Below are 25,529 nucleotides of genomic sequence, written 5' to 3' on the forward strand. Positions count from 1 at the left end.
TGCGGCGCACCCTGAGGTTGGGTCGACATCGGCTATGGGAACGACCGATGTCGACGGGGGAAAGCGGGTGATCAGAACTGGAAATTGACCGCCAGCGCATAGGTGCGGCCGAAATAGGCGGTGTAGAGCGGGTCGTTGCGCGTCGTGTCGACCGTCAGCCGGTTGGTCTCGTTGGTGATGTTCGAGACTTCGGCAATCAGCTTGATATGCTCGTTGAGGTTGTACGAGGCGGAGGCGTCGACGAAGATCGAGCTGGCGTTCGACGTCGAGTCCGCGTCGACCGAGCCGCTGGGAACCGCGGTCAGGAACGCGGCGCGATAGTTCACCGTCGACCGGATGCTGAACTTGTCATCCTCGTAATAGAGCGTCCCGCTCGCGGTTTCGGGCGACAGCCCGACCAGCGGTGCGGTGCGCGAAAGCGTCGGCGAGATGACGTAGTTGATGTTCGACCGGACGCGCGTGAAGTTGGCGAGCGCGCCGAAGTTGCGCAGCGCCCCCGGGAGGAAGGTGAAGGGCAGCTGCACGTTCACCTCGAAGCCGCGCAACGGCCCCCCTTGCGTGTTGTTGCTGCGCTGGACGGTGAACAGGTCGGTCGGGCGCAGCTGCGTGCCGTTGAGCAATGTGAGCGGCAGCCCGATGTCCTGGAACGCGACCGACTGGCTCGTCGTCTGGATATAGCTTTCGATATTCTTGTAGAAATACGCGAGCGAGATCAGCGAGCCCTTGGCGAAATACCATTCGAGTGCCGCGTCGAACGTATTGGCGCGGATCGGCTCGAGGAAGGGGTTGCTGAACGAGGCGGTCTGGATGACCAGGTTCGCCGAGCCCGCGGGGATCAGCTGCCCGTAGGAGGGGCGCGACATGACGCGTGCCACCGACGCGCGCGCGATCAGCTCGGGCGTGACGTCGAGCGCGAGGTTCGCCGACGGCAGCCAGTCCTCATAGCTGCGGCTGATCTCGGAGATCACGAAGCGTGAAGGGTAGAGCGAGCCGGCGGGCGCGGCCGAGGTGATCGGGCCATAGGTGTCGAGGCTGGTATGGACGTAGCGCACGCCGGCATCGCCGCGCAGCGCGAAGGGCAGCGAGTTCGCGGTGTTGAACTTCACCATCGCGTAGCCCGAGCCGTATTTCTCGTACACGCCGCCATAGGTGCCCTTGGCGCACTCGATGCTGCAATAGACGTAGTTGTCGAGCCCGACCGCGTCGCGGAACTTGTCCGGATCGATCGTCACGAAATCCTGCAGCAGGCCGTCCAGATTGCCGCCGACGCCGCTCGTCACGGTGGTGAAGCTTGAAACGGTGACGCCCGCGGGCAGCGCGAGCGGCGTGTTGGTCGCGAGCTGCCGTTCGCGCGCGGTGTATTTGTTGGTGCGGTACTGGCCGCCAACCTGCAGCGTGAAGTCGGGGGCGGCCTCCCATTCGCCGTTCAGCTCGAACGTCTTGCTGGTGATCGTGTTGCGACGGATCAGGTTCGACAACTGGCCGCGCTGGTCGCCGTTCGCGAGCGGCGGGCCGAACTGGAACAGCGCCGCGTTCGTCGTGTCGATGCCGTAGCCGATCTTGGGAATGTCGGGATTGTCGCGGAAATCGATCGAGAAGTTGCGCGTGTCGTTCGAATCGATCGCGACCTGCAGGCGATCGACGTCGAGCCGCGACTGGTTGATGCCCGCCAGGCCAGAGATCCGGACGGTGTCGGAGAAGCGGTGATCGAGGTTCAGATTGACCTGACGATAGGTCGAGGTGAACTTCTCCTTCTGCATTTCCGAACGCAGGTCGACGCCGTCGAACAGTCCGTGGATCAGCGATCCGTTGTCGTCGACCTCGATCTCGCGGACCGACGTCAGCGGCTGACCGTTGTTCGAGATCGCGCGACCGAACGAGCGCGCATCGAAATAATTGTCGAGGCGGTCGACCTTGAACCGCGAATACAGGCCGTCGAGCGAGATGTCGGTATCGTCGCTCGGCTTCCACTGGAGCGTCAGCGTGCCCGCGAGACGTTGCTGTTCCTGGCTGCTCTTCACCGGGCGCGGGAGGCGCGGCAGGAAGACGCCGCCGCCGGGGCGACCGTTCACCCCGGTACGGCTCATGATATAGTCATAGGCCGCCGCGGTGCTGGTCCGCGGATTGCCGGTGCTGCAATTGTTCGCGTCCGCGCCGATCGGCGTGCCGTTGGGCTGCGTATAGCCGGACACCGGGCTGGTCGCCGCGCCGCCGCGGAAGGAATAGCCGACCGGGGTGCAGAACGGGAAGATGACGCCGGCATTCGCGGTGCCCGCGGGCTGCGCCTGGCCATAGACCGTGGTCGGGACGACATCGACCGCCGAATAGGCATATTCGTCGATATGCCGCTTCGAATAGGCGATGCTGCCGAGGATGCCGAACGTGTCGCCGAACTTCTTCGAGACGAGCGCGGAGAGGCGTGGATCGGCTTCCTTGCTGATGTCGTTGTAGATGCCGCGCGCGGTGCCGGTGAGGACGAAGTCCTTGCGCTGGTCGAACGGCTTGGGCGCGCGCAGGTCGACGGTCGCGCCGAGCGAGCCCTCCTCGACATCGGCCGACAGCGTCTTGCGGACCGAGAGCGCCGAGAAGATCTCGGTCGGGAAGGTCACGAAGTCGAACGAGCGCCCCGTCGCGACGCCGCCGCGGATGTCGCTGCCGCTGACCTGCGACACGCCCTCCATGCCGTTGATGCGGACGCGCGTGAACTGCGAGCCGAGCCCGCGAACCGAGATGTTGCGCCCTTCGCCGCCGTCGCCGCGCGACAGCGCGACACCGGGGATGCGCTGCATCGATTCGGCGAGGTTGGAGTCGGGAAACTTGCCGATATCCTCCGCGACGATGCTGTCGATCGCGGCGGTCTCGTTGCGCTTCTGGTTGAGCGCGTTGTTCAGCGCCGCGCGAAAGCCGGTGACGACGATGTCGGCACTCTGCGACTCGGGCGCGGTCTGGGATGGATCAACGGGGTCGGGTGCGCTGGTCTGGCTGTCCGCCGGCGGCGGTACCTGGCTGCCCGCGGTCTGCTGGGCAATCGCCGGTGCGGCCATTAACAGGCTCACAAGGCTCGTCGAGACGAGCAGCCCGCGCATATTGATGCCTCTGCAGATCACATTCCCTCTCCCCGTAAATCCCCGCGTACAGAAGGCCTGTCGACAGGGATGTTTATGCGTCGGCGTGGTTTTTTCTGTCCGACCAGAGATGCGTAACACTGCAATTTCTATATTACAATATGGAATCATGTGGTCAGGCAATACGGGGTACGGGTATGACAACGGCTCGCGTAGATCATCGTCGTCTGGGTGCAGTGCAGCACTATCGCCGGTCCAAGCGGGTCGATGCTGCGTGATACGCCGTACTGCTAGCGGCGCGCTCGTGGAGGTGCCGGGTCTTCTGGCGTAAGATCGGGCGCGTGCCCGGAGGACGGTGTCAGACCGAGCGGCGCGCCAGCGCGCGGCGGCGCTCGTTCGTGGCGGCGCGTGCGCGCTCGACCGCTTCGGTCTCGGTAACGTGGAGCAGATGGTCGATCACGCGCGCGAGATGGTCGCGCATCGCGAGGCGTGCATCGATCGGCGACCGTGCTTCAAGCGCGCTGAGGATGCGGCCATGTTCGGCCATGCGGCTCTCGGTGCCGAGGCTGCCCGCCTTTGCCAGCACCTCGCGCGCGAGCGGGGAGAGGAACCGCATGTCCCAGAAATCGGTCACCGCCGAGATGATGACCGCATTGCCCGTCGCCTCGGCGATTGCGATGTGGAACCGGCGATCGGCGTCCTCCGCCGCAGCGGTGTCGTCCTGCTCCATCAAGGCGAGCAAACCGCGCAATTCGGCGAGTTGTGCCTCGTTGATCTCGGTCGCGGCGACCGCGGCGACCTCGCCTTCGAGCAGCCGCCGCGCCTCGGTGATCTCGAATGCGCCGATATCGAGCTCGCGGTCGGTATCGGCGGTCGCGGCGGCGAGCACGAACACGCCCGAGCCCTTGCGCGCTTCGACGAGCCCCTTCATCTCGAGTGCGATCATCGCCTCGCGGATGGTCGGCCGGCTGACCTGAAACCGCTCGGTCAGGTCGCGTTCGGCGGGCAGCCGCGAGCCGACGGGAAAGATGCCGTCGGCGATGTCCGCGATGATCGCCTGGACGATCTTGCCGTAGAGTTTGCCGCCGCCGTCGGTCACGTGCATCCTTGTCCTCGTCGCCGGCGCACCCGCGCGGTGGCCAGCATTGCCACCTAGTTCGCGTTGTATCGGCGCGCGTCAAGCCTCTGAAGCGGTCATCATGGATAAAATGTCTTACAATCCTATTGCATGTGGCCCGACCACAATTTAAGACCAGATACAGGAGAGGCCGTACGACAGCGACATGTCGGCGGTACATGATGCGAGACGTCCGGAAACCGTCCGGCCGAGGGTTGCCCGATCCATGCTCGCAGAAAAGAGAAAAGGGGAGGCGAATGGCTCGAGCGCTCGCAATTCTGACCCTGGCGGTCGCGCCGTTGATGGCGCAGGCGTCGGTCCGCGCGGCACCGGCACAGGAGTCCTCCGGTACGCAGGCCAAGGCGCCGTGGCGCGACGTGACGCCGCGCGAAGGGCTGGCCGGCTGGCGTGCGACGGGCGGCAACGCGACCTACGCGTTCGAGAATGGCGAGCTGATCGGCCGCGCCGAGCCGGGCAAGACCAATAGCTGGCTCGTGTCCGAGGCTCAGTATGGCGACTTCATCGTCGAGTTCGACGCAAAGACCGATCCTGCGCTCAATTCAGGCATGATGATCCGCGGGCAGAGCCGCCCGGATTATCGCAACGGCGTCGTGCACGGTTATCAGGTCGAGATCGATCCGTCGGCGCGCGCGTGGAGCGCGGGGATGTATGACGAACAGCGCCGGCAATGGCTGTACACGCTCGGCCGCAACGCGCCCGCGCGGCAGACCTTCCGCTCGGGCGACTGGAACCACTACCGCGTCGAGGCGATCGGCACGCGGCTGCGCAGCTGGATCAACGGCGTCCCCGCGACCGATACCGTCGACGATGTCGATGCGCGCGGGTTCATCGCGTTCCAGGTTCATGCGATCCCCGACGCGGACGCCGCGCGGCACCCCGAGGTGCGGTTCCGCAACGTCCGCGTGATCACCGATGCGCCGGCGCGCTATGCGATGCCCGCGACCGCGCTGCCGCAACAGGGCTGGCTGAGCAACCGGCTGTCGGCTGAGGAGCAGCGTGCGGGCTGGAAATTGTTGTGGGACGGCAAGACCGGCGCCGGCTGGCGCAGCGCGAAGGGCACGGGGTTCCCGGCGAAGGGCTGGACGATGGCCGGCGGCGTGCTGCGCGTGGACGGCGGCGGCGGCGACATCGTCACGACGCGCGAGTATCGCGATTTCGAGCTGTCGGTCGATTTCAAGCTGACGCCCGGCGCCAACAGCGGGATCAAGTATTTCGTCGATGCTGGCCTGCTCAAGCGCAAGGGTGACGCGCTCGGTCTCGAATATCAGCTGCTCGACGATGCACGCCATCCCGATGCGAAGATGGGCCGCGACGGCAACCGGACGCTCGGCTCGCTCTACGACCTGATCGCGGCGAAGAACCTGTCCGACCCGGCGAGCCCGGGCAAGCGGATCAACCCGCCGGGCGAATGGAACCGGGCGGTGATCGTGGTGCGCGGCGCGCGCGTCGAACACTGGCTGAACGGCTTCAAGATGGTCGAATATGACCGCGGGTCGCCGGCGTTCCGCGCGCTCGTCGCGCAAAGCAAATATGCCGCGATCCCCGGGTTCGGCGACGCCGTGCAGGGGCCGATCCTGCTGCAGGATCATGGCGACCGGGTCGAATTCCGGTCGATCAAGCTGCGTGTACTCTAAGGGGGATCAAGCGATGGACCGTCGGACGATGATTAAGGGTGCGGGCGCGACGCTGGGCATGGCGATGAGCGCGCGCAGCTATGCACGGATCAAGGGCGCGAACGACCGGCTGAGCGTCGCGATCGTCGGGGTGAATGGCCGCGGCCAGGCGCATATGAGCGCGTTCACCAAGGTGCCGAACATCGACATCACGCATTTCTGTGACGTCGATTCGGCGGTGCTGGCCAAGCGCGCGGCGGCGTTCGCGGCGAAGGGCCATGCCGCGCCGCGGACCGAGGGCGATTACCGCAAGCTGCTCGACAACAAGGCGATCGACATCATCACCATCGCGACGCCCGATCACTGGCACGCCAAGCTGGCGGTCGACGGGATGAAGTCGGGACATCACGTCTATTGCGAGAAGCCGATCGGGATCGCGCCCGCCGAGGGCGAGGCGATGATCGCCGCGCAGAAGAGCACCGGGCGCCAGCTCCAGGTTGGCAACCAGCAGCGCTCGAGCCCCGAGACGCGGCAGCTGCTCGCGCTGGTCCAGGCGGGCGAGCTGGGCGACGTGTACGAGGCGCAGACCTGGTACGCCAATAATCGCGGATCGATCGGCAAGGGGCAGCAGGTCGCGCCGCCCGCGACGCTCGACTGGAACATGTGGCAGGGGCCGCGCCCGCGCGCGGCGTACCGGTCGAACCTGGTGCCGTATAACTGGCACTGGTTCTGGCAATACGGGACGGGCGAGCTGTGCAACAACGCGATGCACGAACTCGACGTCGCGCGCTGGCTGATGGGGCTGGCCTATCCGAAGCAGGTCGAGGCGAAGGGGGCCAAGCGCTTCCATGCGGGCGACGACTGGGAGATGTACGACTCGCTGTCGCTCGACCTGAACTACGACAACGACCGGGTGATCCGCTGGAACGGGCAGAGCTGCAACGCGATGCTGACCTATGGCCGCGGGCGCGGCGTGCTGCTGCTCGGCACCAAGGGATCGGCGGTGGTCGATCGCAACGGGTTCGAACTCTATGACCTGGCGGGCAAGTCGGTCCGGCAGGTGATGGCCAAGGCGACGTCGGAAACGACCGGCACGGTCGGCGAGGGGGTGCTCGACGTCTATCACGCGGGCAATTTCGTCGACGTGATCCGCGGCAAGGCCACCACGCTCAATTCGCCGATCACCGAGGGGCATATCAGCACGACGCTCTGCCATCTCGGCAACATGGCGTATCGTACCAACAGCGTGCTGACCGTCGATCCGACGACGGGCAGGCCGAGCAGTGACGAGGCGATGAAGCTGTGGTCGGTCGCGTACGAACCCGGCTGGGAGGTCAAGGCCTGACGTGGGCAGCGTCGCGCGGGTCGAGCGCTTCGTCGCGATGGGGACGCGGATCGAGCTTCACGTCTTTGGTGCAGGATCGGCGGATGCGCTCCATGCCGCGCGGCGGGCGATCGAGGGCGTCGACGACGCGCTGACGATCCACCGGCCGTCGCCGACGACCGCGCTCAACGACGAACTGCTCGCCGGGCGCGGCGTCGCGATCGACGATCCGGTGCTGATCGAGGCGCTGATCGCGATCGACGCGGCGCATGCGCTGACCGAAGGCCTGTTCGATCCGGCGGCCGACCGCCGGTTCGTCGGGGCGGGCTGGGGCGATCTCGTGTTCGACCGCAGCACCGCGCGGATCACCGCGACGCGGCCGCTCGCGCTCGATTTCGGCGGGTTCGGCAAGGGCTTCGCGCTCGACCGCGCTTGCACCGCGTTGCGCGAGGCGGGCGTCGTCTGCGCGTGCCTGTCGGCGGGTGAAAGCTCGATCGCGGTGATCGGGGAGCATCCGCTGGGCGGCGGGTGGCCGTTCGCGATCCCCGATCCGTCGTGCACCGACGCGGTGCTGGTCGAGGTCGAGCTGGTCGACGAGGCACTGTCGATCTCGACGACGGTCGGCGCGGGCACGCAGGCGCCCGAGCGCGCGGCGATGATCCGCCCGACCGATGGCGGGATCGTGACCACGGCGCGCTGTACCGTGGCGATCGACCGGAGCGGCGAAGTCGCCGAGGCGATGAGCACCGCGTTGCTCGTCGCCGATGCGCCGCGCGCGCGACGGCTGGTCGAGGCCGCGCCGGCGCGGCGGTTCCTGTACGATCTCTCAACGGCCGCGGCGCGGACCGACGACACCACAAGGATGCAAGCGGCATGACCGACAAGGATTTCGACCTCTCGCGGCGATCGTTCATCGACCGGGTGCTGACGGCGACGGCGGGCGCGGGGATGGCGGCCGCCGCACCCTGGGCGGTGTCCGCGGCCTCCGCGGCGGCGGGCGCCGAGCCGGTCAAGTCGAACCCGGTGCGGCTGGGCGTGATCGGCACGGGCGACCGCGGCCGCGCGCTGATCCAGAACATCGCCAAGTCGCGCAACTGCACGGTCGTCGCGATCTGCGACAGCTATGCGCCGAACCTCGTCAAGGCGCAGCAATGGGCGCCGACCGCGCGGCGCTTTGCCGATCACCGCGCGATGCTCGATGCGCGCGGGATCGACGCGGTGGTCATCGCGACACCGCTCGACACGCATGCACAGCTCTGCTTCGACGCGTTCGACGCCGGGCTGCACGTCTGGTGCGAAAAGGCGATGGCGCGGACGATCGCCGATTGCGGCGCGATGATCACGCGCGCCAAGGCGGCTGGCAAGATCCTGCAGATCGGGCACCAGCGGATGTTCCACCCGACCTATCTCAACGCGCTGAAGCGCGCGCGCGCGGGCGAGATCGGCACGCTGACGCAGATCCGCGCGAGCTGGCACCGCAACAATGCCTGGCGCCGCGCCGTGCCCGCCGATGCCAACGACCGACAGATCAACTGGCGGCTGTACCGCGACCGGTCAGCAGGGCTGATGACCGAGCTGGCGACGCACCAGCTTCAGGTCGGCAACTGGTTCCTCGACGCGGTGCCGACGCGGGTGATCGGGTCGGGCAGCATCTGTTTCTGGAAGGATGGCCGCGAGGTCTATGACCATGTCGCGCTGATCTACGAATATAGCGGCGGGCGGAAACTGATCTACACCTCGCTGCTCAACAATGCGCGCTATGGCTGCGAGGAGCAGATCCAGGGCAGCAAGGGGACGATCGAGCCCGAGCTGGGGCGCATCTATCAGGAGGTGCCCGCCAAGGTGCTGGCGTTGCAGCGGATGCACAAGGACGTCGCGCGCGGGCACAAGCGCACGGTGCCGATCGGCGGCGCGACCTGGTTCCCCGAGCTGCCCGTAACGACGCCCGGCGAGTCGCTGGGCTGGGGCGAATATGACGAGACGATGCTCCAGTTCGAGGGCTTTGGCGAGGCGGTGCGCGCGGGCAAGCCGCTGCCCGGGCTGTTGCGCCAGGCCTATCAGGCGAGCGTCGCGTCGCTGCTCGGCGAGCAGGCGATGGACAGCAACCAAGCAATGACCTGGCCGACAAACCTGGTCGCGATCTGAAGGGGATAGAGCTGTGACCGACACCAACCGCCGGGGACTTCTCGGGCTCGGACTGACCGCCGGACTGGCGGCGGGGTTCGCCGCCGATGCGTTCGCGCAATCCGCCACGCGCGGCGATGCGCCGACCGAGGGGGCGGTGGCCAAGCCCGCGCCCGAGGCCAAATACCGCGTACCGTTCGCGGTGATCGGGATGGACCATAACCATATCTATGGCATCACCGACGCGGTGATCCGCGGCGGCGGTGTGCTGACCGCCTTTTACGCGACCGATCCCAAGCAGATCGCGATGTTCCGCAAGCGCTATGGCGACATCAAGCTGGCGCGGTCCGAGCAGGAGATCCTCGACGACCGCACGATCAAGCTGGTGTGCAGCGCGGCGATCCCCGTGCTGCGCGCGCCGCTGGGCATCCGCGTGATGCGTGCGGGCAAGGACTATCTGAGCGACAAGGCCGCGGTCGTGACGCTCAAGCAGCTCGCCGATGTCCGCCGCGCGATCCGCGAGACGGGGCGCAAGTTCGCGATCATGTATTCCGAGCGGCTCGAGGTACCCGCCGCGGTGATGGCGGGGCAGCTCGTCCATGACGGCGCGATCGGCCGCGTGATCCAGACGATCAACCTCGCGCCGCACCGCCTGTCTGCGCCGAGCCGCCCCGACTGGTTCTGGGATCCGGCGCGCAACGGCGGCATCCTGACCGATGTCGGCAGCCATCAGGCGGACCAGTTCGTCTATCTGACGGGCAGCAAGCGTGCGCAGGTGCTCGCGTCGCAGACGGGCAATTTTGGGAATCCCGCGCATCCCAAGTTCGAGGATTTCGGCGACATGATGCTGAGCGGCGATGGCGGCGCGGGCTATGTCCGCGTCGACTGGTTCACGCCCGACGGCCTGTCGACCTGGGGCGACGGCCGCCTCTTCATCCTCGGCACCGAGGGCTATATCGAGCTGCGCAAATATGTGGATATCGCGGGGCGCCCGGGCGGCAACCACCTGCTGATCGCGGACAAGAAGGGGACGCGCTATCTCGATTGCTCGAAGGTGCCGCTGCCGTTCGGACCGCAGTTCGTGACCGATTTGGTCGAACGCACGTCGGTCGCGCAGGATCAGGAGGGCGCGCTGCTCGCGGCCGAACTCGTGCTGACCGCGGAGGCGCGTGCGACTCCGGCGAAGCGATGAGTGCGCGCCGCGGCGTGGCGGCGTGCACGATGCTGCGCGTCATCGGGGTCGGCGTGGCGCTGGCCGCGGCCGCACCAGCCGCACCGGCTGAAAAGCGGGCGGGGGCGGGGCGCGATCCGCTGCCGATCAGCCAGTATGTCGATCCGCTGATCGGCACGGGGGACGACGACGAGGGCGACACGATCCCGGGGCCGACGCTGCCCGCGGGATCGATCCACCCCAGCCCGAACACGATCACTCCGGCGACCAGCAATGCGGGCTATGACCGCGCTGCGCCGCTGAGCGGGTTCGCGCAGCTGCATACGCAGGGGTCGGGCGGGGTGCCGAGCTATGGCACGTTCCTCGTCTCGCCGCAGACGGGGCCGCTCGCGACGACCGAGGCGGAGCATCTCTCGCCAAAGCGCGACGAGCGCGCGCAGGCCGACGGCTACCGCGTGACGCTCGCGCGCTATGGCACCGATGTCGAGATCGCGCCCGCGCATCATGCTGCCCTCTACCGCTTCACCTTTCCGAGCAGCGGCGAGGCGCATCTGCTGTTCGACGTGACGCGCAAGATCATGGGCGAGCTCGGCACCGCGGGATCCGAGGTGACGCTGTTCCCCGAGCAGGGCAAGATCGTCGGGCGCGTCCGCACGCGGCATTACTGGTCGCCCGCGGAAGTCGACATCTGGTTCGTCGCCAGGGTCGACGCGAAGCCGACCGCCTGGGGAATCGAACGCGCCAATGTCCGCACCCCCGGCGCCACGCGCGCGAGCGCGCCCGCGGACCAGCCGCTGCGCGCGTGGTGGAGTTTCGGCAGCGCGGGTCGCGGGCCCGTCACGATGAAGATCGCGGTCTCCTTCGCCAGTGCGGCACGCGCCGAAGAGTTGCTCGCGCAGGACCTGCCCGGCTGGGACATGGCCGCGGTTCGCAGCGCGGCGGGCAAGGCGTGGAACGACGCGCTCGGGCGGATCACGATCGACGGGGTCGGCGCGGCGGACCGGCGGCGCTTCTACACCGCGCTGTACCATAGCGGCGTCCAGCCGCGCGACCGCACGCAGGACCAGGCGGACACCGAGCGCGCGTCGCCGCTCTACGACGATCACTATACGCTGTGGGACACGTACCACACGGTCTATCCGCTGATGTCGCTGATCCGGCCCAGCGCCTATGCGGGCGTGATCGGATCGTTCGTGCGGACGTGGGAACGCTATGGCGCGGCGGATACCGCATTCATCGCCGGGCGCAATTTCCATGTCGGCCAGGCGGGCGACGAGGTCGACAACGTGATCGGCGAGGGGTTCCTGCGCGGCGTCCCCGGTGTCGACTGGCAGAAGGCGGCGAACGTCGTCCTGTTCAACGCGTTCGAACGACGCCGGCCGCGCTATCTGGTCGACGGCTATTTCGCGGTCGACGATCGCAGCCCCGAGGGGACGCCGCAGCGGTCACGCTCGGGGTCGGCGACGATGGGCATGGCGCTCAACGATTATTACGCGGCGAAGGTCGCGGCAGGCACGGGACATGCCGCCGAGGCCACGCTGCTCGAGACGCGCGCGGGGAACTGGCGCAACGTCTGGGATCTGCGCGCGGCGAGCGACGGCTATACCGGGTTCGTGGGGCCGCGCTTTGCCGATGGCCGGTTCCAGCCGAACGACCCCAAGCGCGGCTGGGACGGCAAGGTTCACGACAATTTCGGCTTCTACGAGGGGACGGGCTGGATTTACTCGTACGGCGCGGTTCACGACGTTCCGGGCATGGTCGCGATCATGGGCGGGCGTGCGGCGTTCACGCGGCGGCTGCAGCATGCGTTCGACGCGGGGCTGATCGACTTTACCAACGAGCCTTCCTTCTCGACGCCGTGGCTGTTCAGCGAGGTGGGGCGCCCCGATCTGGCGAGCAAATATGCCGATATCGTCTTCCGGCGGTTTACCGCGGACGCCTATCCCGGCGACGAGGACAATGGCGCGATGAGCTCGCATTATGTGTTCAACCGCCTCGGTCTGTTCCCCAAGCTCGGCAGCGACCTCTATTATCTGCACGCGCCACACCAGCCGCGGAGCCGGATCACGCTCGAGTCTGGGCGGACGTTTACCATAGTCGCGCGCGGGCAGGGGGCGGGGACGCGCTATATCCGCGCGGCGCGGCTCAACGGGCAACCGCTCGATACACCGTTCGTGTCGCAGGCGGCGATCCTGCAGGGCGGGACGCTCGAGCTCGCGCTGGGTCGCACGCCGAACGACTGGGGGCGCGCGGCTTCGGTCCTGCCGTGATACGCAGCGGTGGAGGCCGGGATCATGGTCCCGGCCTCTTCCCTCGTCAGCGGCGGCGGCGTGTGCCGGGCTGCGGTGCGGCAGCCGGTTCGCCGGGAACGACGGTCTTGGGGGCGGCGCTCAGCCGGCGGATCAGGTCGGTCTCGGCCTTGCGATACGGCGTGCCGTCGGTGCGGAAGACCTCGTGGAACCAGATCGTCGGCTCCTCCATCACATAGGGCTTCTTCCAGCTGTCCCAGGGCAGCCGCGTCTGCGTCTTGCCGTCGACGAACCCCCAGTTCATCATCGCGACATTGTAGCGCTTGGCGATCGGCAGCGAGCCGTCGAACGTCGAGCCGTTCCCGCGCGCCATATATTCGGTACACAGGATCGGCCGGTTGTACGGCAGCAGCTGACGCACGCGCGCCTCGAACGTCTCTGGCCAGCTGTAATCGTGGAAGCTGATGACGTCGGACTGGCCCAACTGGAGCTTTTCCATCGGCGTCAGCTTGCCACCGGTCGGGGTCCAGTCGTCATGCTGCCACACGCCCGACGTCAGCGGCTGCGACGGGTCGGCGTCGCGCGCCCAGTCGAACGCCTGCGCCAGAAGCGCGCGGACGAGCGGTTCCTTGCCCTCCTGGCCCTTATACTGGTCGGCGCCGTTGTCGGGTTCGTTCCACACGTCCCAGCCGAGGATCCGGTCGTCCTTGGCGAACGCGCCGACGATCCCCTGCACATAGGCCTTGTACGCGGGATAGCGGCTGCGGTCGCGGAGCCCCGGCAGGCCCGGACCCTGCACCCAGCCCGAATTATGCACGCCGGGGATCGGCGGATGCTGTGGCCCGAGCTTCGGATCGGGATCCCAGCAGCTGTCGAACAGCACGAACAGCGGGCGGATGCCGTGCGCGCGCGCGATCGTCAGGAATTCGTCGACGCGGCGCTTGAAGCCCTCGGGGTCCTGAACCCAGAGCTGGTCATGGAGGAACACGCGCATCGTGTTCATCCCGATGCCCTGCGCGAGGCCGAGTTCATAGTCGATCCGCTTGGGATCCCACGTCGTCGCCTGCCACATCTCGAGCTGGTTAATCGCGGAGGCGGGGGTGTAGTTCGCGCCCACCAGCCAGGGTTGCTTGGCGTACCAGGCGGAGGCCTGCGCCTCGGTCCAGCGCGGTCGGGCATCGGCGGTGCCTGCGGTGAGCGCGCTCGTCGCCGCGAGTGCGGCCAGCAGTAACTTGTTCATGTCTTCCTCCCCTGTCAGTTTTTCTCGGTGAAGAGCCGGTACGTCATGACGTTGCGATAGGTCTGGCCGGGGTTCAACCGGATCGAGGGAAAACCGGGCTGGTTCATCGCGTCGGGAAAGACCTGCGGTTCCATGACGATGGCGTCGCCCATCCGATAGGCCTGCCCGCGCTTGCCCTTCACCGTGCCGTCGAAGAAATTGCCCGAATAGAATTGCAGCCCCGGCTGGTTCGACCAGAGTTCGAAGCCGCGCCCCGAGACCGGATCGACGACACGCGCCATGCGGTGCTGGTCGGGCGTCACCGCGTCGCCGACGACCCAGTTATGGTCATAGCCGCGCGCAAAGACGATCTGTTCGTCGCGCGCGTCGCGGACGCGGTCGCCGACCGGGATGGGCTTGCGGAAATCGAAGACCGTGCCCGCGACGCCGGCATGGCGACCGAGCGGGATCGAGGAGGCGTCGGTCGGCGTGTAGCGGTCCGCGGGGATCGTCACGACATGCCCCATCGCGCTCATGCCCGGCCCCGCGAGATTCCAATAGGCATGGTTCGACAGATTGACATAGGTCGGCCGGTCGGTGGTCGCGCGATATTCGATCGTCAGCGCGCCGCGCTCGTCGAGCGAATAGGTCGCCAGCGTCGTCACCGTGCCCGGATAGCCCATGTCGCCATCGGGGCTGACATAGCGCAGCGTCACCGAGGCGGTCGGACCGTCCTTTACCGCGACGACCTGCCACAGAACCTTGTCGAACCCCTTGGTGCCGCCGTGGAGCGAATTGGGGCCGTTGTTGACCGGGGTCGCATAGGCCTTGCCGTCGAGCGTGAAGCGACCCCTGGCAACGCGGTTGGCGACGCGACCGACGGTGGCGCCGAAGAATTCGGGCTTGGTCGCATAGCCCTCGAGCGTGTCGTAGCCGAGTTGCACGTCGGCGATCTTGCCCGCGCGGTCGGGCATCGTCACCGATTGCAGCGCGGCGCCGAGCGCGATCACGCTGGCGGAGACGCCGTGCGCGTTGGTCAGCGTCACCCGCTCGACCGCACGCCCGTGGGGCAGGGTGCCGAACGTCGCGCGGGTCGTCCGCGCCGCAACCACAGGCGTGGCACAGGTCGCCGCGAGCAGCGTGGCGATGATCACGTGGCGCATCTTGTATCTCCCTCCATCGATTTCCGGCCCGTCATGCAGGCCTGTCTTTATGCAGCACATCGGGGCCTGTGACGCCCGCATGCTGCTCGGGAACGGGGTAGGAGATCGGTTTTCCGCAGGCAAGTGATTAATAAGATAAATCCCTTGATACGCCGGATACGAGCGGATACCACGCCGCCACGTAACCGGCACCGAACGCTTCGTATCGCGCGCCGGAACATCAGGGAGAGGTTATGATGCGCAGATCCTTCGCGCTTTCGGTGTCCGTCGTCGCGCTCGTCGTCGCGACACAGGCACATGCCCAGACACAGGATCAGGCTGCGGGTCAGACCCCGGCCCAGACCGCACCCGACGGCACCACCGCGGCGAACGGGCAGGCCGCACCGCCGGCCAACGACGCCACCGCACCTGCGGGCAGCGACACGAGCCCGCTGCCCAACACCGCCGCTGCCGCGCCGCAGACCGCAGCACCAGGTGCGGACGGCGAGGGTGCCGAGATCGTCGTCACCGGCATCCGCGCGAGCCTGGCAAAGGCCGCCGAGATCAAGCGCAACGCGCCGCAGATCGTCGATTCGATCATCGCACAGGATATCGGCAAGTTCCCCGATCCGACGACCGCCGCCGCGTTGCAGCGCGTCCCCGGCGTGCAGGTGACGGTCGGCGGCAACAACGAGATCGTGAGCCCGCTGGTGCGCGGCCTGTCGGACATCCTGACGACGCTCGACGGGCGCGAGATCTTCACCGCCGAGGGCCGTGGCTTCGCATTCCAGGACCTTCCCGCCGAGGCGATCGCGCGCGTCGACGTGTTCAAGTCGAACACCGCGAACCTGATCGAGGGGGGCGTCGCCGGGTCGATCGACCTGCGGCTGAACAAGGCGTTCAACTATACCAAGCCGACCATCGCGCTGAGCGGCAAGCTGAACTATCCGTCGAATGCCGAAAAGGTCGGGCCGCAGGTGAGCTTCCTCGCGACCGATCGCTGGGACACCGGGATCGGCGAGATCGGCGCGCTGATCAACGTGTCGTGGTACGACATCCCCTATAATCGCCCGACCAATTACGTCGCGGATCGCCGATCGGGCAATGCGGGGCCGGCCGGCGCGAACGGGCTGTTGCTGCCGATCTCCGCGGGCGGGCTCAACGAGTTCGGCCGGTACCAGCGGCCGCAGGCGAACGGGTCGCTGCAGTGGCAGGCGACGCCCAATCTCGAACTCTATGTCGACGGGCTCTATTCGGCGTATCGCAGCAAATATTCGACCGGCTTCTACGAATACCGGCTTGGCACCGCGTCGAGCGTGACGGGTGTCACGCCGACCGACGACTGCTTCACCGCCAATGTCGGTCCCGACGGGTTCAACCCCAACGCGACGACCAACCCGGCAAGCGTCACGCAACAGCAATTGTGCAATTTCAGCAGCGCGACGTTCAACAATCCCGAGGCCTTCACCTCGACGCAGGCGCACAACAACCGCACCGATACCTGGCTGGCCGCGACCGGGATGAAGTTCGACCGGGACCAGCTGAAGGCGAATCTCGACGTCAGCTACGAACGCTCGATCGCGAACAACGAGAATTTCATCGTCGATATCGGCAAGCGCATCCCGTCGGTGACGATCGGGCTCGACGACGACAAGACGCCGAGCGTGACCGCGCCGGGCAACCCGATGATCGACGCGACCGGGTTCACGTACATCAACGCGCTGTTCCAGGACTATGTCCGCTCGAGCGGTGGGCTGCTCGCGATCAAGGGCGATGTCAGCTATGATTTTGACACGGTCCTGAAGACGATCGAGCTCGGCGGGCGCTATGCCGACCGCACCGCGCTGTTCGAGCAGGTCCAGCTGGGCGTCGCGCCGCCGGGCGGGTCGTTCGCGACGCCGATCACCGCGGCGAACCTGCCGCTCGAACGCGGCCCCGGCATCCCGCAGATCAACAATGGCGCGCCATACCTGCTGCCGTCGCGCGACTATCTGCTGTCGAACGCGGGGCAGGAGGCGCTGCGGGGCTTCTTCGGCGCACCCGCGGGACAGCCGGCGTTCGACCCGACGCGGCGCTTCGACGTCGCCGAGAAAAGCTATGCGGGCTATGCGCAGGCCGGATACGAGATCCCGTTCGGCAGTGGCCCCGTCACGCTCGATGGCAAGCTGGGGGTGCGCTATTCGCGGACCGAACGCGACATCACGGGCACGGGCGTCGTCAGCGGCGCGCCCGTCACGACGACGGTCGGCAAGACCGATGCCGACTGGCTGCCCAACGCCAGCGCGCGGCTGCAACTCGGCGGCGGTCTGCAGTTCCGCGCGACCTATGCCAAGACGCTCGCGCGGCCGTCCTTCGGGTCGCTCAATCCGGGGCTCAACTATATCGTCTCGACCAACCCCAACATCCGCAACGGCGGGTCGGGCGGCAATCCGGACCTCAAGCCGCAAAAGTCGGACAGCTTCGACGCGACGGCCGAATATTACTGGCAGGACGGCTATTTCGCGATCGCGGGCTATTATCGCGACATATCCAACCGCGTGATCAACGGCGTCACCGCGGAGACGATCGACGGCATCGTCTACAACATCTCGCGTCCGCGCAACGTCGGCAGCGCCAAGCTGAAGGGGATCGAGGTCAGCGGCCAGACCTTCTTCTCGTTCCTGCCGGGCGATCTCGCCGGGCTCGGCGCGTTCGGCAACTTCACGCTCGCGGATTCCGAGGTCGGCGGCGGCGATCCGCTCGCGGGCTATTCGCTGCAGGGCGTGTCAAAGTACAATTACAATGTCGGGCTGTTGTATGACCGCAGCGGGATCTCGGCGCGGCTGGTCTACACCTATCGCTCGAAATATTTCGACGAGGATCGCTCGGGAACCGGCGACGTGCGGCCGGTCGACAGCCCCGCCTGGCTCAATTACGTCCGCCCCAACGGCCGGCTCGACTTCAGCGTCGGCTATGACGTGAACAAGAACGTGACGTTGACGGTCGAGGGCAGCAATATCCTGCGCTCACGCTACCAGAGCTATATCGGACAGGACTTCATATGGCGCGACACACGGACCGACGACAGCCTCTATGCCGTCAGCATCCGGACGCGGTTCTGATGCGCCGGATCGTCACCGCGGCCGCGCTCGCGGCCTCCATGCTCGTCCTCACCGCGGCGGATGCACCCGCGGGGCGGGGCAATCCGCAGTTCGAGGGTGCGGACCCGCACGCGATCGTCATCGGCCGCGAGCTGTGGGTGTTCCCGACCGGTGGGCCCGGCGGCAGCTGGCAGGCGGATCGCTTCGGCGCGTTCTCGTCGGGCGACCTGCGCCAGTGGCGCCCGCGCGGCGTGCTGATCCGGCGCGACCAGATCGGCTGGATCGGCGACGATGGCGCCAAGGAGCATTTCCTCTGGGCACCCGCGGTCGCGACGCGGGGCGGCAAATGGTATCTCTATTATTCGGTCGGGCCGCAGAACCCGACGCCCAGCCGCATCGGCGTCGCGGTCGCCGACCGGCCGGAAGGGCCGTATCGCGACAGCGGGCGGCCCTTGGTCACCGGCGGCAATGGGTTCGAGGCGATCGACCCGATGGTCTTCGTCGATCTCAGGTCGCAGCGGACCTATCTCTATGCGGGCGGCAGCGCGGGCGCGCGGCTGCGCGTGTGGGAACTGACACCCGACATGACGCGGACCGCGCGCGAGGTTCCCGTCGCGCAGCCGCCGCAGTTTACCGAAGGCGCGTTCATGCACGAACGCGCCGGGGTCTATTACCTGTCGTACAGCCATGGGCGGTGGAACGGACCGGATTATTCGGTGCATTATGCGACCGCATCGTCGCCGGTCGGGCCGTGGCGCTATCGCGGCCGGATCCTCGCCAGCGACGCGGGGCATCAGGGGCCGGGGCATCACAGCTTCGTCCGTGGCCCCGATGGCGGCTGGTTGATCGTCTATCACCGCTGGGAGCGCAAGGCGGGGCCTGCGCCGTTTAAGGGCGAGCGGGTGATCGCGATCGACCGCGTCCGCTACGCGCGCGACGGGGCGATCGCGCCCGTGCGCATGACCGACGGCGGCGCCGCACCCGTCTGGCCGACCCGCGGCCGCTGACCTGATCCCCGGCGGCGCGCGACCCGACGCGTGCCGCCGCTTCCTTTATCCTGTGCAGGACCGTCTACCATGAGCAGCATCGCCCGGATCGAGACCTTCATCGTGCCGCCGCGCTGGCTGTTCGTCCGCGTCGAGACCGACGATGGCGCGGTCGGCTGGGGCGAGGCGAGCCTCGAGGGGCATGCCGAGGCGGTCGACGGCGCGTTCGCGTCGCTGCGCGACCGGTTCATCGGGCACGACCCCGCGCGGATCGAGGATATCTGGCAGATCGCCTATCGGCTGGGCTTCTACCGCGGCGGGCCGGTGCTGATGTCCGCGCTGTCGGGGCTCGACCAGGCGCTGTGGGATCTGAAGGGCCGGTTGCTCGGCGTGCCGGTGTGGCAGCTGCTCGGCGGCAAGGTGCGCGACCGCGTGCCGGTCTATGCCTGGATCGGCGGCGATCGCCCCGCCGAGGTGGCCGAGGCCGCCGCGGCGCGGCTGCAGCAGGGGTTCAAGGCGGTCAAGATGAACGCGACCGCCGACCTTGGCTGGCTCGACAGTCCCAGGGCGCTCGACGAGACGGTCGAACGCGTCGCCGCGGTCCAGGCGCAGGGGCTCGACGTCGGGCTCGATTTCCACGGGCGCGTCCACCGGCCGATGGCCAAGCAGCTCGCCGCCGCGGTCACGCCGCTGCGCCCGCTGTTCATCGAGGAGCCGCTGCTGTCCGAAAACCTCGAGGGCATCGTCGACTTCGCGCGGCATACGACCGCCCCGATCGCGCTGGGCGAGCGGCTCTACAGCCGATGGGATTTCAAGCGCGTGTTCGAGGCGAACTGCGTCGACGTGATCCAGCCCGATCTCAGCCATGCGGGCGGCATCTCCGAATGTCGGCGGATCGCGGCGATGGCGGAGGCGTATGACGTCGCGGTCGCGCCGCATTGCCCGCTCGGCCCGCTCGCGCTTGCCGCGTGCATGCAGATCGCCGCAACGACGCCCAATTTCGTGATCCAGGAGATGTCGCTCGGCATCCATTACAATGTGGGCGGGCACGACCTGCTGACCTATATGCGCGACCCCGCGGTGTTCGACGTCGCCGACGGGATGGTCGACGTGCTGACCGGCCCGGGTCTCGGGATCGAGATCGACGAGGCGAAGGTCCGCGAGGCGGCGCGCGGCCCGGTCGAGGGCTGGCGCAACCCGGTCTGGCGCGGCCCCGACGGGCTGGCGCGCGAATGGTGAGCCGTCCGCTCGCGATCATCGGCGCGGGCAAGATCGCGCTCGACCAGCACATACCCGCGATCGCGGCGGGCGACGGCTTCGCGCTCGTCGCGACGGTCGATCCCGGCGCGGGGATCGACGGCGTGCCGAACTTTGCCGATCTCGCCGCGCTGCTGGCACGCGGACCCCGCGCCGAGGCGGTCGCGATCTGCACGCCGCCGCAGATGCGCGGCGCGATCGCGCGCGAGGCGATCGCCGCGGGACTGCACGTGCTGCTCGAAAAGCCGCCGGCGGCGACGCTGGCCGCGCTGGCGGCGCTGACCGATCAGGCGCGCGCGGCGGGCGTTACGCTGTTCGCGGCATGGCATCTGCGCTTCGCCGCGATGGTCGAAGAGGCGCGTATCTGGCTCGCGGGCAGGACCGTCGTCGGCGGCAGCGTCACGTGGCGCGAGAGCGTGCGCCGCTGGCATCCGGGACAGACCTGGCTATGGGCGCCGGGCGGGCTCGGCGTGTTCGATCCGGGGATCAACGCGCTGTCGATCCTGACCGAGATATGCCCGGCGTCGCTCGAAATCGTCTCGGCGCGGCTCGCGGTGCCCGCGAACGCGCATACGCCGATCGCCGCACGGCTGACGCTGGCGAGCGGCACCGCGATGATCCCGGTCGACTTCGACTTCCGCGAGGACGGTGACCAGGTCTGGCGGATCGTCCTCGAGACTGCGTGCGGCCACCGCCTGTGCCTGTCGGACGGCGCGGCGGTGCTGACGATCGATGCAGACCCGCCGCGCTCGCGGCCGACCTCGGAATATGCCGGGGTCTATGCGCGGTTTGCGGCGCTGGTCGAGGCGCGCCGGATCGATGCCGATCCGGCGCCGCTGCGGCTGGTGGCGGATGCGCTGCTGGTCGCGGAGACCGAACGGGTCGCGGCGTTCGTCGAATAGCGCCGCCGCCTACCCCCGCTCACCACCAAGTCGCGTAGAGCGCGATCAGGATCAGGATCACCGCACCGGCGCCGATATTGAAGCTCGCGCGCGTGCGATAGTCGACATCCGCGGTGGTGATCGTGTCGGCGCCCGCGCGCTGCGGCGTGACGAGCGAGACGATGACCGCGAGCGTCAGCGACGCGAGGAACACCACGCCCATCCGGTCCATGAACGGCAGCGTGCCCCAGACTTCCTTCAACACCCAGGACAGCACGACCGACGCGACCGCGGCGCTGATCGCGCCCGCCTCGTTCGCGCGCTTCCAGAACAGCCCGAGCAGGAAGATGACGGTGATCCCCGGCGTGAAGAAGCCGGTGAACTCCTGGATAAACTGGAACGCCTGTTCGGACGCGCCGACGAGCGGCCGCGCGGTCAGCACCGCGATGACGATCGCGACCGTCGCGGCGATCCGCCCGGCCTTCACCAGATGCTGTTCGTTGGCGGCATGCGCGCCCGCGCCGTTCTCCGCATCGGTGCACACGCCGCGATATTTCGCGTAGATGTCGAGCGTGAAGATCGTCGCGATCGAATTGATCTTCGATGCGGTCGACGCGATGATCGCCGCGATCAGTGCCGCGAAGACCAGCCCGAGCAGTCCGGTCGGCAACAGCCGCATCATCGTCGGATAGGCCTCGTCGGGCTTGGCGAGCCCCGGCGCCAGCAGCACCGCCGCGATCCCCGGCAGCACGATGATCAGCGGCATCAGCAGCTTGAGGAAGGCGGCGAAGATGATCCCCTTCTGCGCCTCGCCGAGATCCTTGGCGGCCAGCGCGCGCTGGATGATATACTGGTTGAACCCCCAATAGCTGAGGTTCGCGATCCACATCCCGCCGATCAGCACCGACAGGCCGGGCAGGTCGGCATAATGCGGATCGCCCTTTTCCAGGATCATGTGGAAATGGTCGGGGATGCTCGCGGCAAGGCGGCTCCAGCCCGCCATCACGCCCGCGCCCTCGCCGAGCTTGCCGAGCGTCAGCCACGCGATGATGAGCCCGCCGAGCACGAGCAGCGTCACCTGGACGATGTCGGTCAGCGCCACCGCCTTCAGCCCGCCGCGGATCTGGTAGAGGAGCGCGAACGCGCCGAGCCCGACGAGCGCGATGTTCTGGTCGACGCCCGCCACCTTGGTCACCGCGATCGAGCCCAGCCAGATGATCGAGGTGAGGTTCACGAAGACGTAGAGCGCGAGCCAGAATACCGCCATCAGCGTGCGGATTCGTGTGCCATAGCGCCGCTCGAGGAACTGCGGCATCGTGTAGATCTCGTTGCGCAGGAAGATCGGCAGGAAGAACTTGCCGACGATCAGCAGCGTCAGCGCCGCCATCCATTCATACGACGCGATCGCAAGGCCGATCGCATAGCCCGAGCCCGACATCCCGACGATCTGTTCGGCCGATATGTTCGCCGCGATCAGCGATGCGCCGATCGCCCACCAGGGCAGCGCCTTCGACGCGAGGAAATAATCGGTTGTGGTCTTCGGGCCTGCGCCCTTCTTGTCGCGGCTGACCCATTGGGCGAGGCCGAAGATGAAGATCGCGTAGACGATGATCACGCCGATATCGATGGGATTCATGGGCAACGGACAGGCTCCTCTCGGCGCCGCACCGTTCGGATGCCGCCGAAGGATCGGGGCTCGCGAATTCGCGTCGGCAGCGCTTGGCATTGACGACGAGGCGATTGCCTCTTCTGTGCTTCTAATTATATGATTAGTGATACGTGTCGAGCAGGAAAGCATCGGCGATGAACGGGAGTCGTGTTCTGGAAGAGCGTTTGATCTGGTCCGACCGGACGATCCCCGACGACGCGCCCGCCGCGATCCGTACGGGCGTGGCGGCGGGCTCGCCGTGCGTCGGCCTCACCACCGGGCTCACGCAATGAGCTATAGCGTGGCGGGCGACTGGGGCACGAGCAATCTGCGGCTCTACAGAATCGAGAACGGCGCGGTCGTCGATCGCGCAGGCGGTCCCGGCATCGGCGATCTGGGCGGCAAGACGCCCGAACAGGTACTGCGCCACGCGCTTGAAGGCTGGCGTACGGAGGCGGACCCGCGCGCGATCCATCTGTGCGGCATGGTGGGATCGCGCAACGGCTGGATCGAGATCCCCTATGTCGACTGCCCCGCCGATGCGGCGATCTGGGCGGCGGGGTCGGCGCACGCGCTGATCGACCGGATTCCCGTCACGATCGGCGCGGGTCTCGCCTGCACGCGCGCGTCGGGCGCGCCCGATGTGATGCGCGGCGAGGAGACGCAGATCTTCGGTGCGATGGCGCGCGTGCCCGGGCTTGCTGCCGGGCGTCACCTGATCGCGTTGCCCGGCACGCACAGCAAATGGGCGAGTGTCGACGACGGCCGGGTGACGGGGTTCCAGACGTTCGTCACGGGCGAACTGTTCGCGCTGCTGCGGATGCATTCGACGCTGACGCGCGCGGCGTCCGATGATGGCGCCGCCGAGGACGAAGCGACCGGGTTCGACGCGGGGCTCGCGCGCATCGCCGATGGTGGCCACCTGCTCGGCGCGCTGTTCGAGGCGCGAGCGGCGCAATTGCGCACCGCGGCGAGCGGCCGCTGGGCGCGGGGGTTCCTGTCGGGGCTCGTTATCGGCGCGGAGATCGCGGAGATCTTGCCTGCCGCCACCGGCGACATCACCTTGATCGGTGATCCGGCGCTCGCCGATCGCTATGTCCGGGCGCTCGCAGCGCGCGGGCTGAGCGCCACCGTCCATACCGGCGAAGCCTGTTCGCTCGCCGGTCTTGCCTTGCTGGAGACCCCATGACCGTCGATGATCTGCTCGCATCGGGCACCGCACCCATCGTTGCCATCCTGCGCGGCGTGGCCCCCGACGCGGTCGTCGCGATCGGCGACGCGCTGGTCGAGGCTGGAATCCGCCTGATCGAGGTGCCGTTCAACTCGCCCGACCCGACCACGAGCATTCGCATGCTGCAGGACAGACTGGGCGACCGCGCCGCGATCGGTGGCGGGACGGTGCTCGACGTCGCGGCGGTCGAGGCGCTGGCAGCGACCGGCGGGACGATCATGGTCACACCGAACACGAACCCCGCGGTGATTGCGCGCGGGGTCGAACTCGGGCTCGAGCCGATGCCCGGGTTCGTCACGCCGAGCGAGGCGTTCCAGGCGATCGCCGCGGGTGCGCGACGCCTGAAGCTGTTTCCCGCGGTCGCGCTCGGACCCGCCTATCTGAAGGCGGTGCGCGAGGTCCTGCCGAAGCACGTCCGCGTCTGGGCGGTCGGCGGCACGGGGGCGGACAATCTGGCCGAATGGCTCGCCGCGGGGGTCGAGGGGATCGGCGTCGGCGGCGCGCTCTACAGGCCCGGCGACGATGCCGCGGTCGTTGGCGCGCGTGCGCGCGCGCTCGTCGCGGCGTGGCAGGCGGCACGGACCGCGTGATGCCGCGCAAACCGCTTGTCGTCGCGGCGGAATTGGGCAACCAAACCGCATGAACGACCCCGCCCCCAACCAAGTCCGTCCGTCGCTCGGCCGCAACCTCACGCATGGCATGCTGGCGGTGGTCGGCCGCGCGATCGTCACCGGGCAATATGACGGCAAGCGGTTCCCGACCGAGGCCGAACTGACCATCGAGCACGGCGTCAGCCGGTCCGTCACGCGCGAGGCGGTCAAGATGCTCACCGCCAAGGGGCTGCTGTCCGCGCGGCCGCGGCAGGGAACGATCGTCCAGCCGACCTCGGCCTGGAACCTGTTCGATACCGACGTGCTGCACTGGTTGCTCGAACGCAAGTTCACGCTGCCGTTGCTGCGCAGCTTCAACGAGCTGCGCCTGGCGGTGGAGCCGATGGCGGCACAGCTCGCCGCGCGCTACGCCACTCCTGCGGACAAGGCGATGATCGCGGCCGGGTTTGCACGGATGGAGGCGGCCGAACGCGGCGACGACGACGCGCTGGATGCCGACATCGCGTTCCACGTCGCGATCCTGCGTGCGTCGGGCAACCCGTTCTTCGCGCAGTTCGAGGAACTGGTCGGGACCGCGCTGCGGACCTCGATCCGGTTCACCAACCGGTTCAAGGGGCGGAGCGCCAGCCTGCCCGCGCACCGTGCGGTGCTCGAGGCGATCGAGGCGGGCGACGACATGCTCGCCGGCGCGACGATCCGGTCGATCATCGAGGACGTGATGGTCCTGATCCGCCAGGCCGAGAGCGAAGGCGCGGTGGCCGATCGCGACGGATCGCTGCGCGGTTGATCC

General features: G+C 67.8%; 19 protein-coding genes. 14 read left to right on the forward strand and 5 right to left on the reverse strand.

Annotation, left to right across the window (positions count from 1 at the left end; translation table 11 throughout):
• Nucleotides 1-71: 71 nt before the first annotated feature.
• Both AC0CH3_RS11925 and AC0CH3_RS11930 read right to left on the reverse strand, forming a co-directional pair.
• Nucleotides 72-3,086 carry a TonB-dependent receptor gene (locus AC0CH3_RS11925; protein WP_465237930.1) on the reverse strand — a complete coding sequence of 1,005 codons (3,015 nt, stop codon included), beginning with the start codon at nt 3,084-3,086 and terminating at the stop codon, nt 72-74.
• 337 nt (nt 3,087-3,423) lie between these two features.
• The gene (locus AC0CH3_RS11930; RefSeq protein WP_465237931.1) at nt 3,424-4,170 is read right to left on the reverse strand and encodes a FadR/GntR family transcriptional regulator; all 747 of its coding nucleotides are present in this window, start codon (nt 4,168-4,170) and stop codon (nt 3,424-3,426) included.
• Nucleotides 4,171-4,439: 269 nt separating this feature from the next.
• Here AC0CH3_RS11930 and AC0CH3_RS11935 point away from each other — a divergent pair, with 269 nt between their 5' ends.
• The 6 genes from AC0CH3_RS11935 to AC0CH3_RS11960 are packed head-to-tail and all read left to right on the forward strand — an operon-like array spanning nt 4,440 to nt 12,705.
• Nucleotides 4,440-5,837, forward strand: coding sequence for a 3-keto-disaccharide hydrolase (locus AC0CH3_RS11935; protein WP_235532213.1), 1,398 nt, complete (start codon nt 4,440-4,442; stop codon nt 5,835-5,837).
• 13 nt (nt 5,838-5,850) lie between these two features.
• The gene (locus tag AC0CH3_RS11940; protein WP_354303909.1) at nt 5,851-7,161 is read left to right on the forward strand and encodes a Gfo/Idh/MocA family protein; all 1,311 of its coding nucleotides are present in this window, start codon (nt 5,851-5,853) and stop codon (nt 7,159-7,161) included.
• A gap of 1 nt (nt 7,162) precedes the next feature.
• Nucleotides 7,163-8,017, forward strand: a complete 855-nt coding sequence (locus tag AC0CH3_RS11945) for an FAD:protein FMN transferase (protein ID WP_354303911.1) — start codon at nt 7,163-7,165, stop codon at nt 8,015-8,017.
• Nucleotides 8,014-9,285 (forward strand): Gfo/Idh/MocA family protein, encoded by a 1,272-nt coding sequence (locus AC0CH3_RS11950; protein ID WP_354303913.1) that lies wholly within the window; start codon nt 8,014-8,016, stop codon nt 9,283-9,285. Before AC0CH3_RS11945 ends, AC0CH3_RS11950 begins: the two co-directional genes overlap by 4 nt.
• 13 nt (nt 9,286-9,298) lie before the next feature.
• Nucleotides 9,299-10,456 carry a Gfo/Idh/MocA family protein gene (locus AC0CH3_RS11955; protein WP_354303915.1) on the forward strand — a complete coding sequence of 386 codons (1,158 nt, stop codon included), beginning with the start codon at nt 9,299-9,301 and terminating at the stop codon, nt 10,454-10,456.
• Complete coding sequence (locus AC0CH3_RS11960) at nt 10,453-12,705, forward strand: GH92 family glycosyl hydrolase (RefSeq protein ID WP_465237932.1); 2,253 nt, start codon at nt 10,453-10,455, stop codon at nt 12,703-12,705. Before AC0CH3_RS11955 ends, AC0CH3_RS11960 begins: the two co-directional genes overlap by 4 nt.
• A gap of 46 nt (nt 12,706-12,751) precedes the next feature.
• Here the strand turns inward: AC0CH3_RS11960 and AC0CH3_RS11965 are convergent, their stop codons facing one another.
• Together AC0CH3_RS11965 and AC0CH3_RS11970 are read right to left on the reverse strand one after the other, a co-directional pair.
• Nucleotides 12,752-13,924 carry a cellulase family glycosylhydrolase gene (locus AC0CH3_RS11965; protein WP_056016839.1) on the reverse strand — a complete coding sequence of 391 codons (1,173 nt, stop codon included), beginning with the start codon at nt 13,922-13,924 and terminating at the stop codon, nt 12,752-12,754.
• A gap of 14 nt (nt 13,925-13,938) precedes the next feature.
• Nucleotides 13,939-15,066, reverse strand: coding sequence for an aldose epimerase family protein (locus AC0CH3_RS11970; protein ID WP_354303919.1), 1,128 nt, complete (start codon nt 15,064-15,066; stop codon nt 13,939-13,941).
• 236 nt (nt 15,067-15,302) lie between these two features.
• On the opposite strand from AC0CH3_RS11970, the gene AC0CH3_RS11975 reads away from it, so the two are divergent.
• From AC0CH3_RS11975 to AC0CH3_RS11990, 4 genes are all read left to right on the forward strand, one after another.
• Nucleotides 15,303-18,146: a TonB-dependent receptor gene (locus tag AC0CH3_RS11975; protein WP_354303921.1), complete on the forward strand. Its 2,844-nt coding sequence runs from the start codon at nt 15,303-15,305 to the stop codon at nt 18,144-18,146.
• Nucleotides 18,146-19,132, forward strand: coding sequence for a family 43 glycosylhydrolase (locus tag AC0CH3_RS11980; RefSeq protein ID WP_465237933.1), 987 nt, complete (start codon nt 18,146-18,148; stop codon nt 19,130-19,132). Before AC0CH3_RS11975 ends, AC0CH3_RS11980 begins: the two co-directional genes overlap by 1 nt.
• Before the next feature lie 69 nt (nt 19,133-19,201).
• Nucleotides 19,202-20,350: a galactonate dehydratase gene (dgoD, locus tag AC0CH3_RS11985; RefSeq protein ID WP_333994875.1), complete on the forward strand. Its 1,149-nt coding sequence runs from the start codon at nt 19,202-19,204 to the stop codon at nt 20,348-20,350.
• Nucleotides 20,344-21,270 (forward strand): Gfo/Idh/MocA family protein, encoded by a 927-nt coding sequence (locus AC0CH3_RS11990; protein ID WP_457326043.1) that lies wholly within the window; start codon nt 20,344-20,346, stop codon nt 21,268-21,270. Before dgoD ends, AC0CH3_RS11990 begins: the two co-directional genes overlap by 7 nt.
• 19 nt (nt 21,271-21,289) lie before the next feature.
• Here AC0CH3_RS11990 and AC0CH3_RS11995 read toward each other — a convergent pair whose 3' ends face one another.
• Nucleotides 21,290-22,885 carry a sodium/sugar symporter gene (locus tag AC0CH3_RS11995; RefSeq protein ID WP_457326045.1) on the reverse strand — a complete coding sequence of 532 codons (1,596 nt, stop codon included), beginning with the start codon at nt 22,883-22,885 and terminating at the stop codon, nt 21,290-21,292.
• Between the two features lie 167 nt (nt 22,886-23,052).
• Between AC0CH3_RS11995 and AC0CH3_RS12000 the strand changes: the two genes are divergently transcribed.
• The 4 genes from AC0CH3_RS12000 to AC0CH3_RS12015 are packed head-to-tail and all read left to right on the forward strand — an operon-like array spanning nt 23,053 to nt 25,526.
• On the forward strand, nt 23,053-23,190 hold the full coding sequence (locus tag AC0CH3_RS12000) for a hypothetical protein (protein ID WP_354303929.1): 138 nt from the start codon (nt 23,053-23,055) through the stop codon (nt 23,188-23,190).
• Nucleotides 23,187-24,086 (forward strand): 2-dehydro-3-deoxygalactonokinase, encoded by a 900-nt coding sequence (locus AC0CH3_RS12005; protein WP_354303931.1) that lies wholly within the window; start codon nt 23,187-23,189, stop codon nt 24,084-24,086. The genes AC0CH3_RS12000 and AC0CH3_RS12005 overlap by 4 nt, the downstream gene beginning before the upstream one ends.
• Nucleotides 24,083-24,718 carry a 2-dehydro-3-deoxy-6-phosphogalactonate aldolase gene (locus tag AC0CH3_RS12010; RefSeq protein WP_354303933.1) on the forward strand — a complete coding sequence of 212 codons (636 nt, stop codon included), beginning with the start codon at nt 24,083-24,085 and terminating at the stop codon, nt 24,716-24,718. Before AC0CH3_RS12005 ends, AC0CH3_RS12010 begins: the two co-directional genes overlap by 4 nt.
• Before the next feature lie 49 nt (nt 24,719-24,767).
• Nucleotides 24,768-25,526, forward strand: coding sequence for a FadR/GntR family transcriptional regulator (locus AC0CH3_RS12015; RefSeq protein WP_056016818.1), 759 nt, complete (start codon nt 24,768-24,770; stop codon nt 25,524-25,526).
• Nucleotides 25,527-25,529: the final 3 nt, after the last annotated feature.

Source organism: Sphingomonas sp. AC449, from assembly GCF_979253475.1.

What these genes read in the sequence shown, in the direction of transcription:
- AC0CH3_RS11925 (WP_465237930.1), bottom strand. Translation starts at nt 3,086, where the DNA reads ATGCGCGGGCTGCTCGTCTCGACGAGCCTTGTGAGCCTGTTAATGGCC.
- AC0CH3_RS11930 (WP_465237931.1), bottom strand. Translation starts at nt 4,170, where the DNA reads ATGCACGTGACCGACGGCGGCGGCAAACTCTACGGCAAGATCGTCCAG.
- AC0CH3_RS11935 (WP_235532213.1), top strand. Translation starts at nt 4,440, where the DNA reads ATGGCTCGAGCGCTCGCAATTCTGACCCTGGCGGTCGCGCCGTTGATG.
- AC0CH3_RS11940 (WP_354303909.1), top strand. Translation starts at nt 5,851, where the DNA reads ATGGACCGTCGGACGATGATTAAGGGTGCGGGCGCGACGCTGGGCATG.
- AC0CH3_RS11950 (WP_354303913.1), top strand. Translation starts at nt 8,014, where the DNA reads ATGACCGACAAGGATTTCGACCTCTCGCGGCGATCGTTCATCGACCGG.
- AC0CH3_RS11960 (WP_465237932.1), top strand. Translation starts at nt 10,453, where the DNA reads ATGAGTGCGCGCCGCGGCGTGGCGGCGTGCACGATGCTGCGCGTCATC.
- AC0CH3_RS11965 (WP_056016839.1), bottom strand. Translation starts at nt 13,924, where the DNA reads ATGAACAAGTTACTGCTGGCCGCACTCGCGGCGACGAGCGCGCTCACC.
- AC0CH3_RS11970 (WP_354303919.1), bottom strand. Translation starts at nt 15,066, where the DNA reads ATGCGCCACGTGATCATCGCCACGCTGCTCGCGGCGACCTGTGCCACG.
- AC0CH3_RS11975 (WP_354303921.1), top strand. Translation starts at nt 15,303, where the DNA reads ATGCGCAGATCCTTCGCGCTTTCGGTGTCCGTCGTCGCGCTCGTCGTC.
- AC0CH3_RS11980 (WP_465237933.1), top strand. Translation starts at nt 18,146, where the DNA reads ATGCGCCGGATCGTCACCGCGGCCGCGCTCGCGGCCTCCATGCTCGTC.
- dgoD (WP_333994875.1), top strand. Translation starts at nt 19,202, where the DNA reads ATGAGCAGCATCGCCCGGATCGAGACCTTCATCGTGCCGCCGCGCTGG.
- AC0CH3_RS11990 (WP_457326043.1), top strand. Translation starts at nt 20,344, where the DNA reads ATGGTGAGCCGTCCGCTCGCGATCATCGGCGCGGGCAAGATCGCGCTC.
- AC0CH3_RS11995 (WP_457326045.1), bottom strand. Translation starts at nt 22,885, where the DNA reads ATGAATCCCATCGATATCGGCGTGATCATCGTCTACGCGATCTTCATC.
- AC0CH3_RS12000 (WP_354303929.1), top strand. Translation starts at nt 23,053, where the DNA reads ATGAACGGGAGTCGTGTTCTGGAAGAGCGTTTGATCTGGTCCGACCGG.
- AC0CH3_RS12005 (WP_354303931.1), top strand. Translation starts at nt 23,187, where the DNA reads ATGAGCTATAGCGTGGCGGGCGACTGGGGCACGAGCAATCTGCGGCTC.
- AC0CH3_RS12010 (WP_354303933.1), top strand. Translation starts at nt 24,083, where the DNA reads ATGACCGTCGATGATCTGCTCGCATCGGGCACCGCACCCATCGTTGCC.
- AC0CH3_RS12015 (WP_056016818.1), top strand. Translation starts at nt 24,768, where the DNA reads ATGAACGACCCCGCCCCCAACCAAGTCCGTCCGTCGCTCGGCCGCAAC.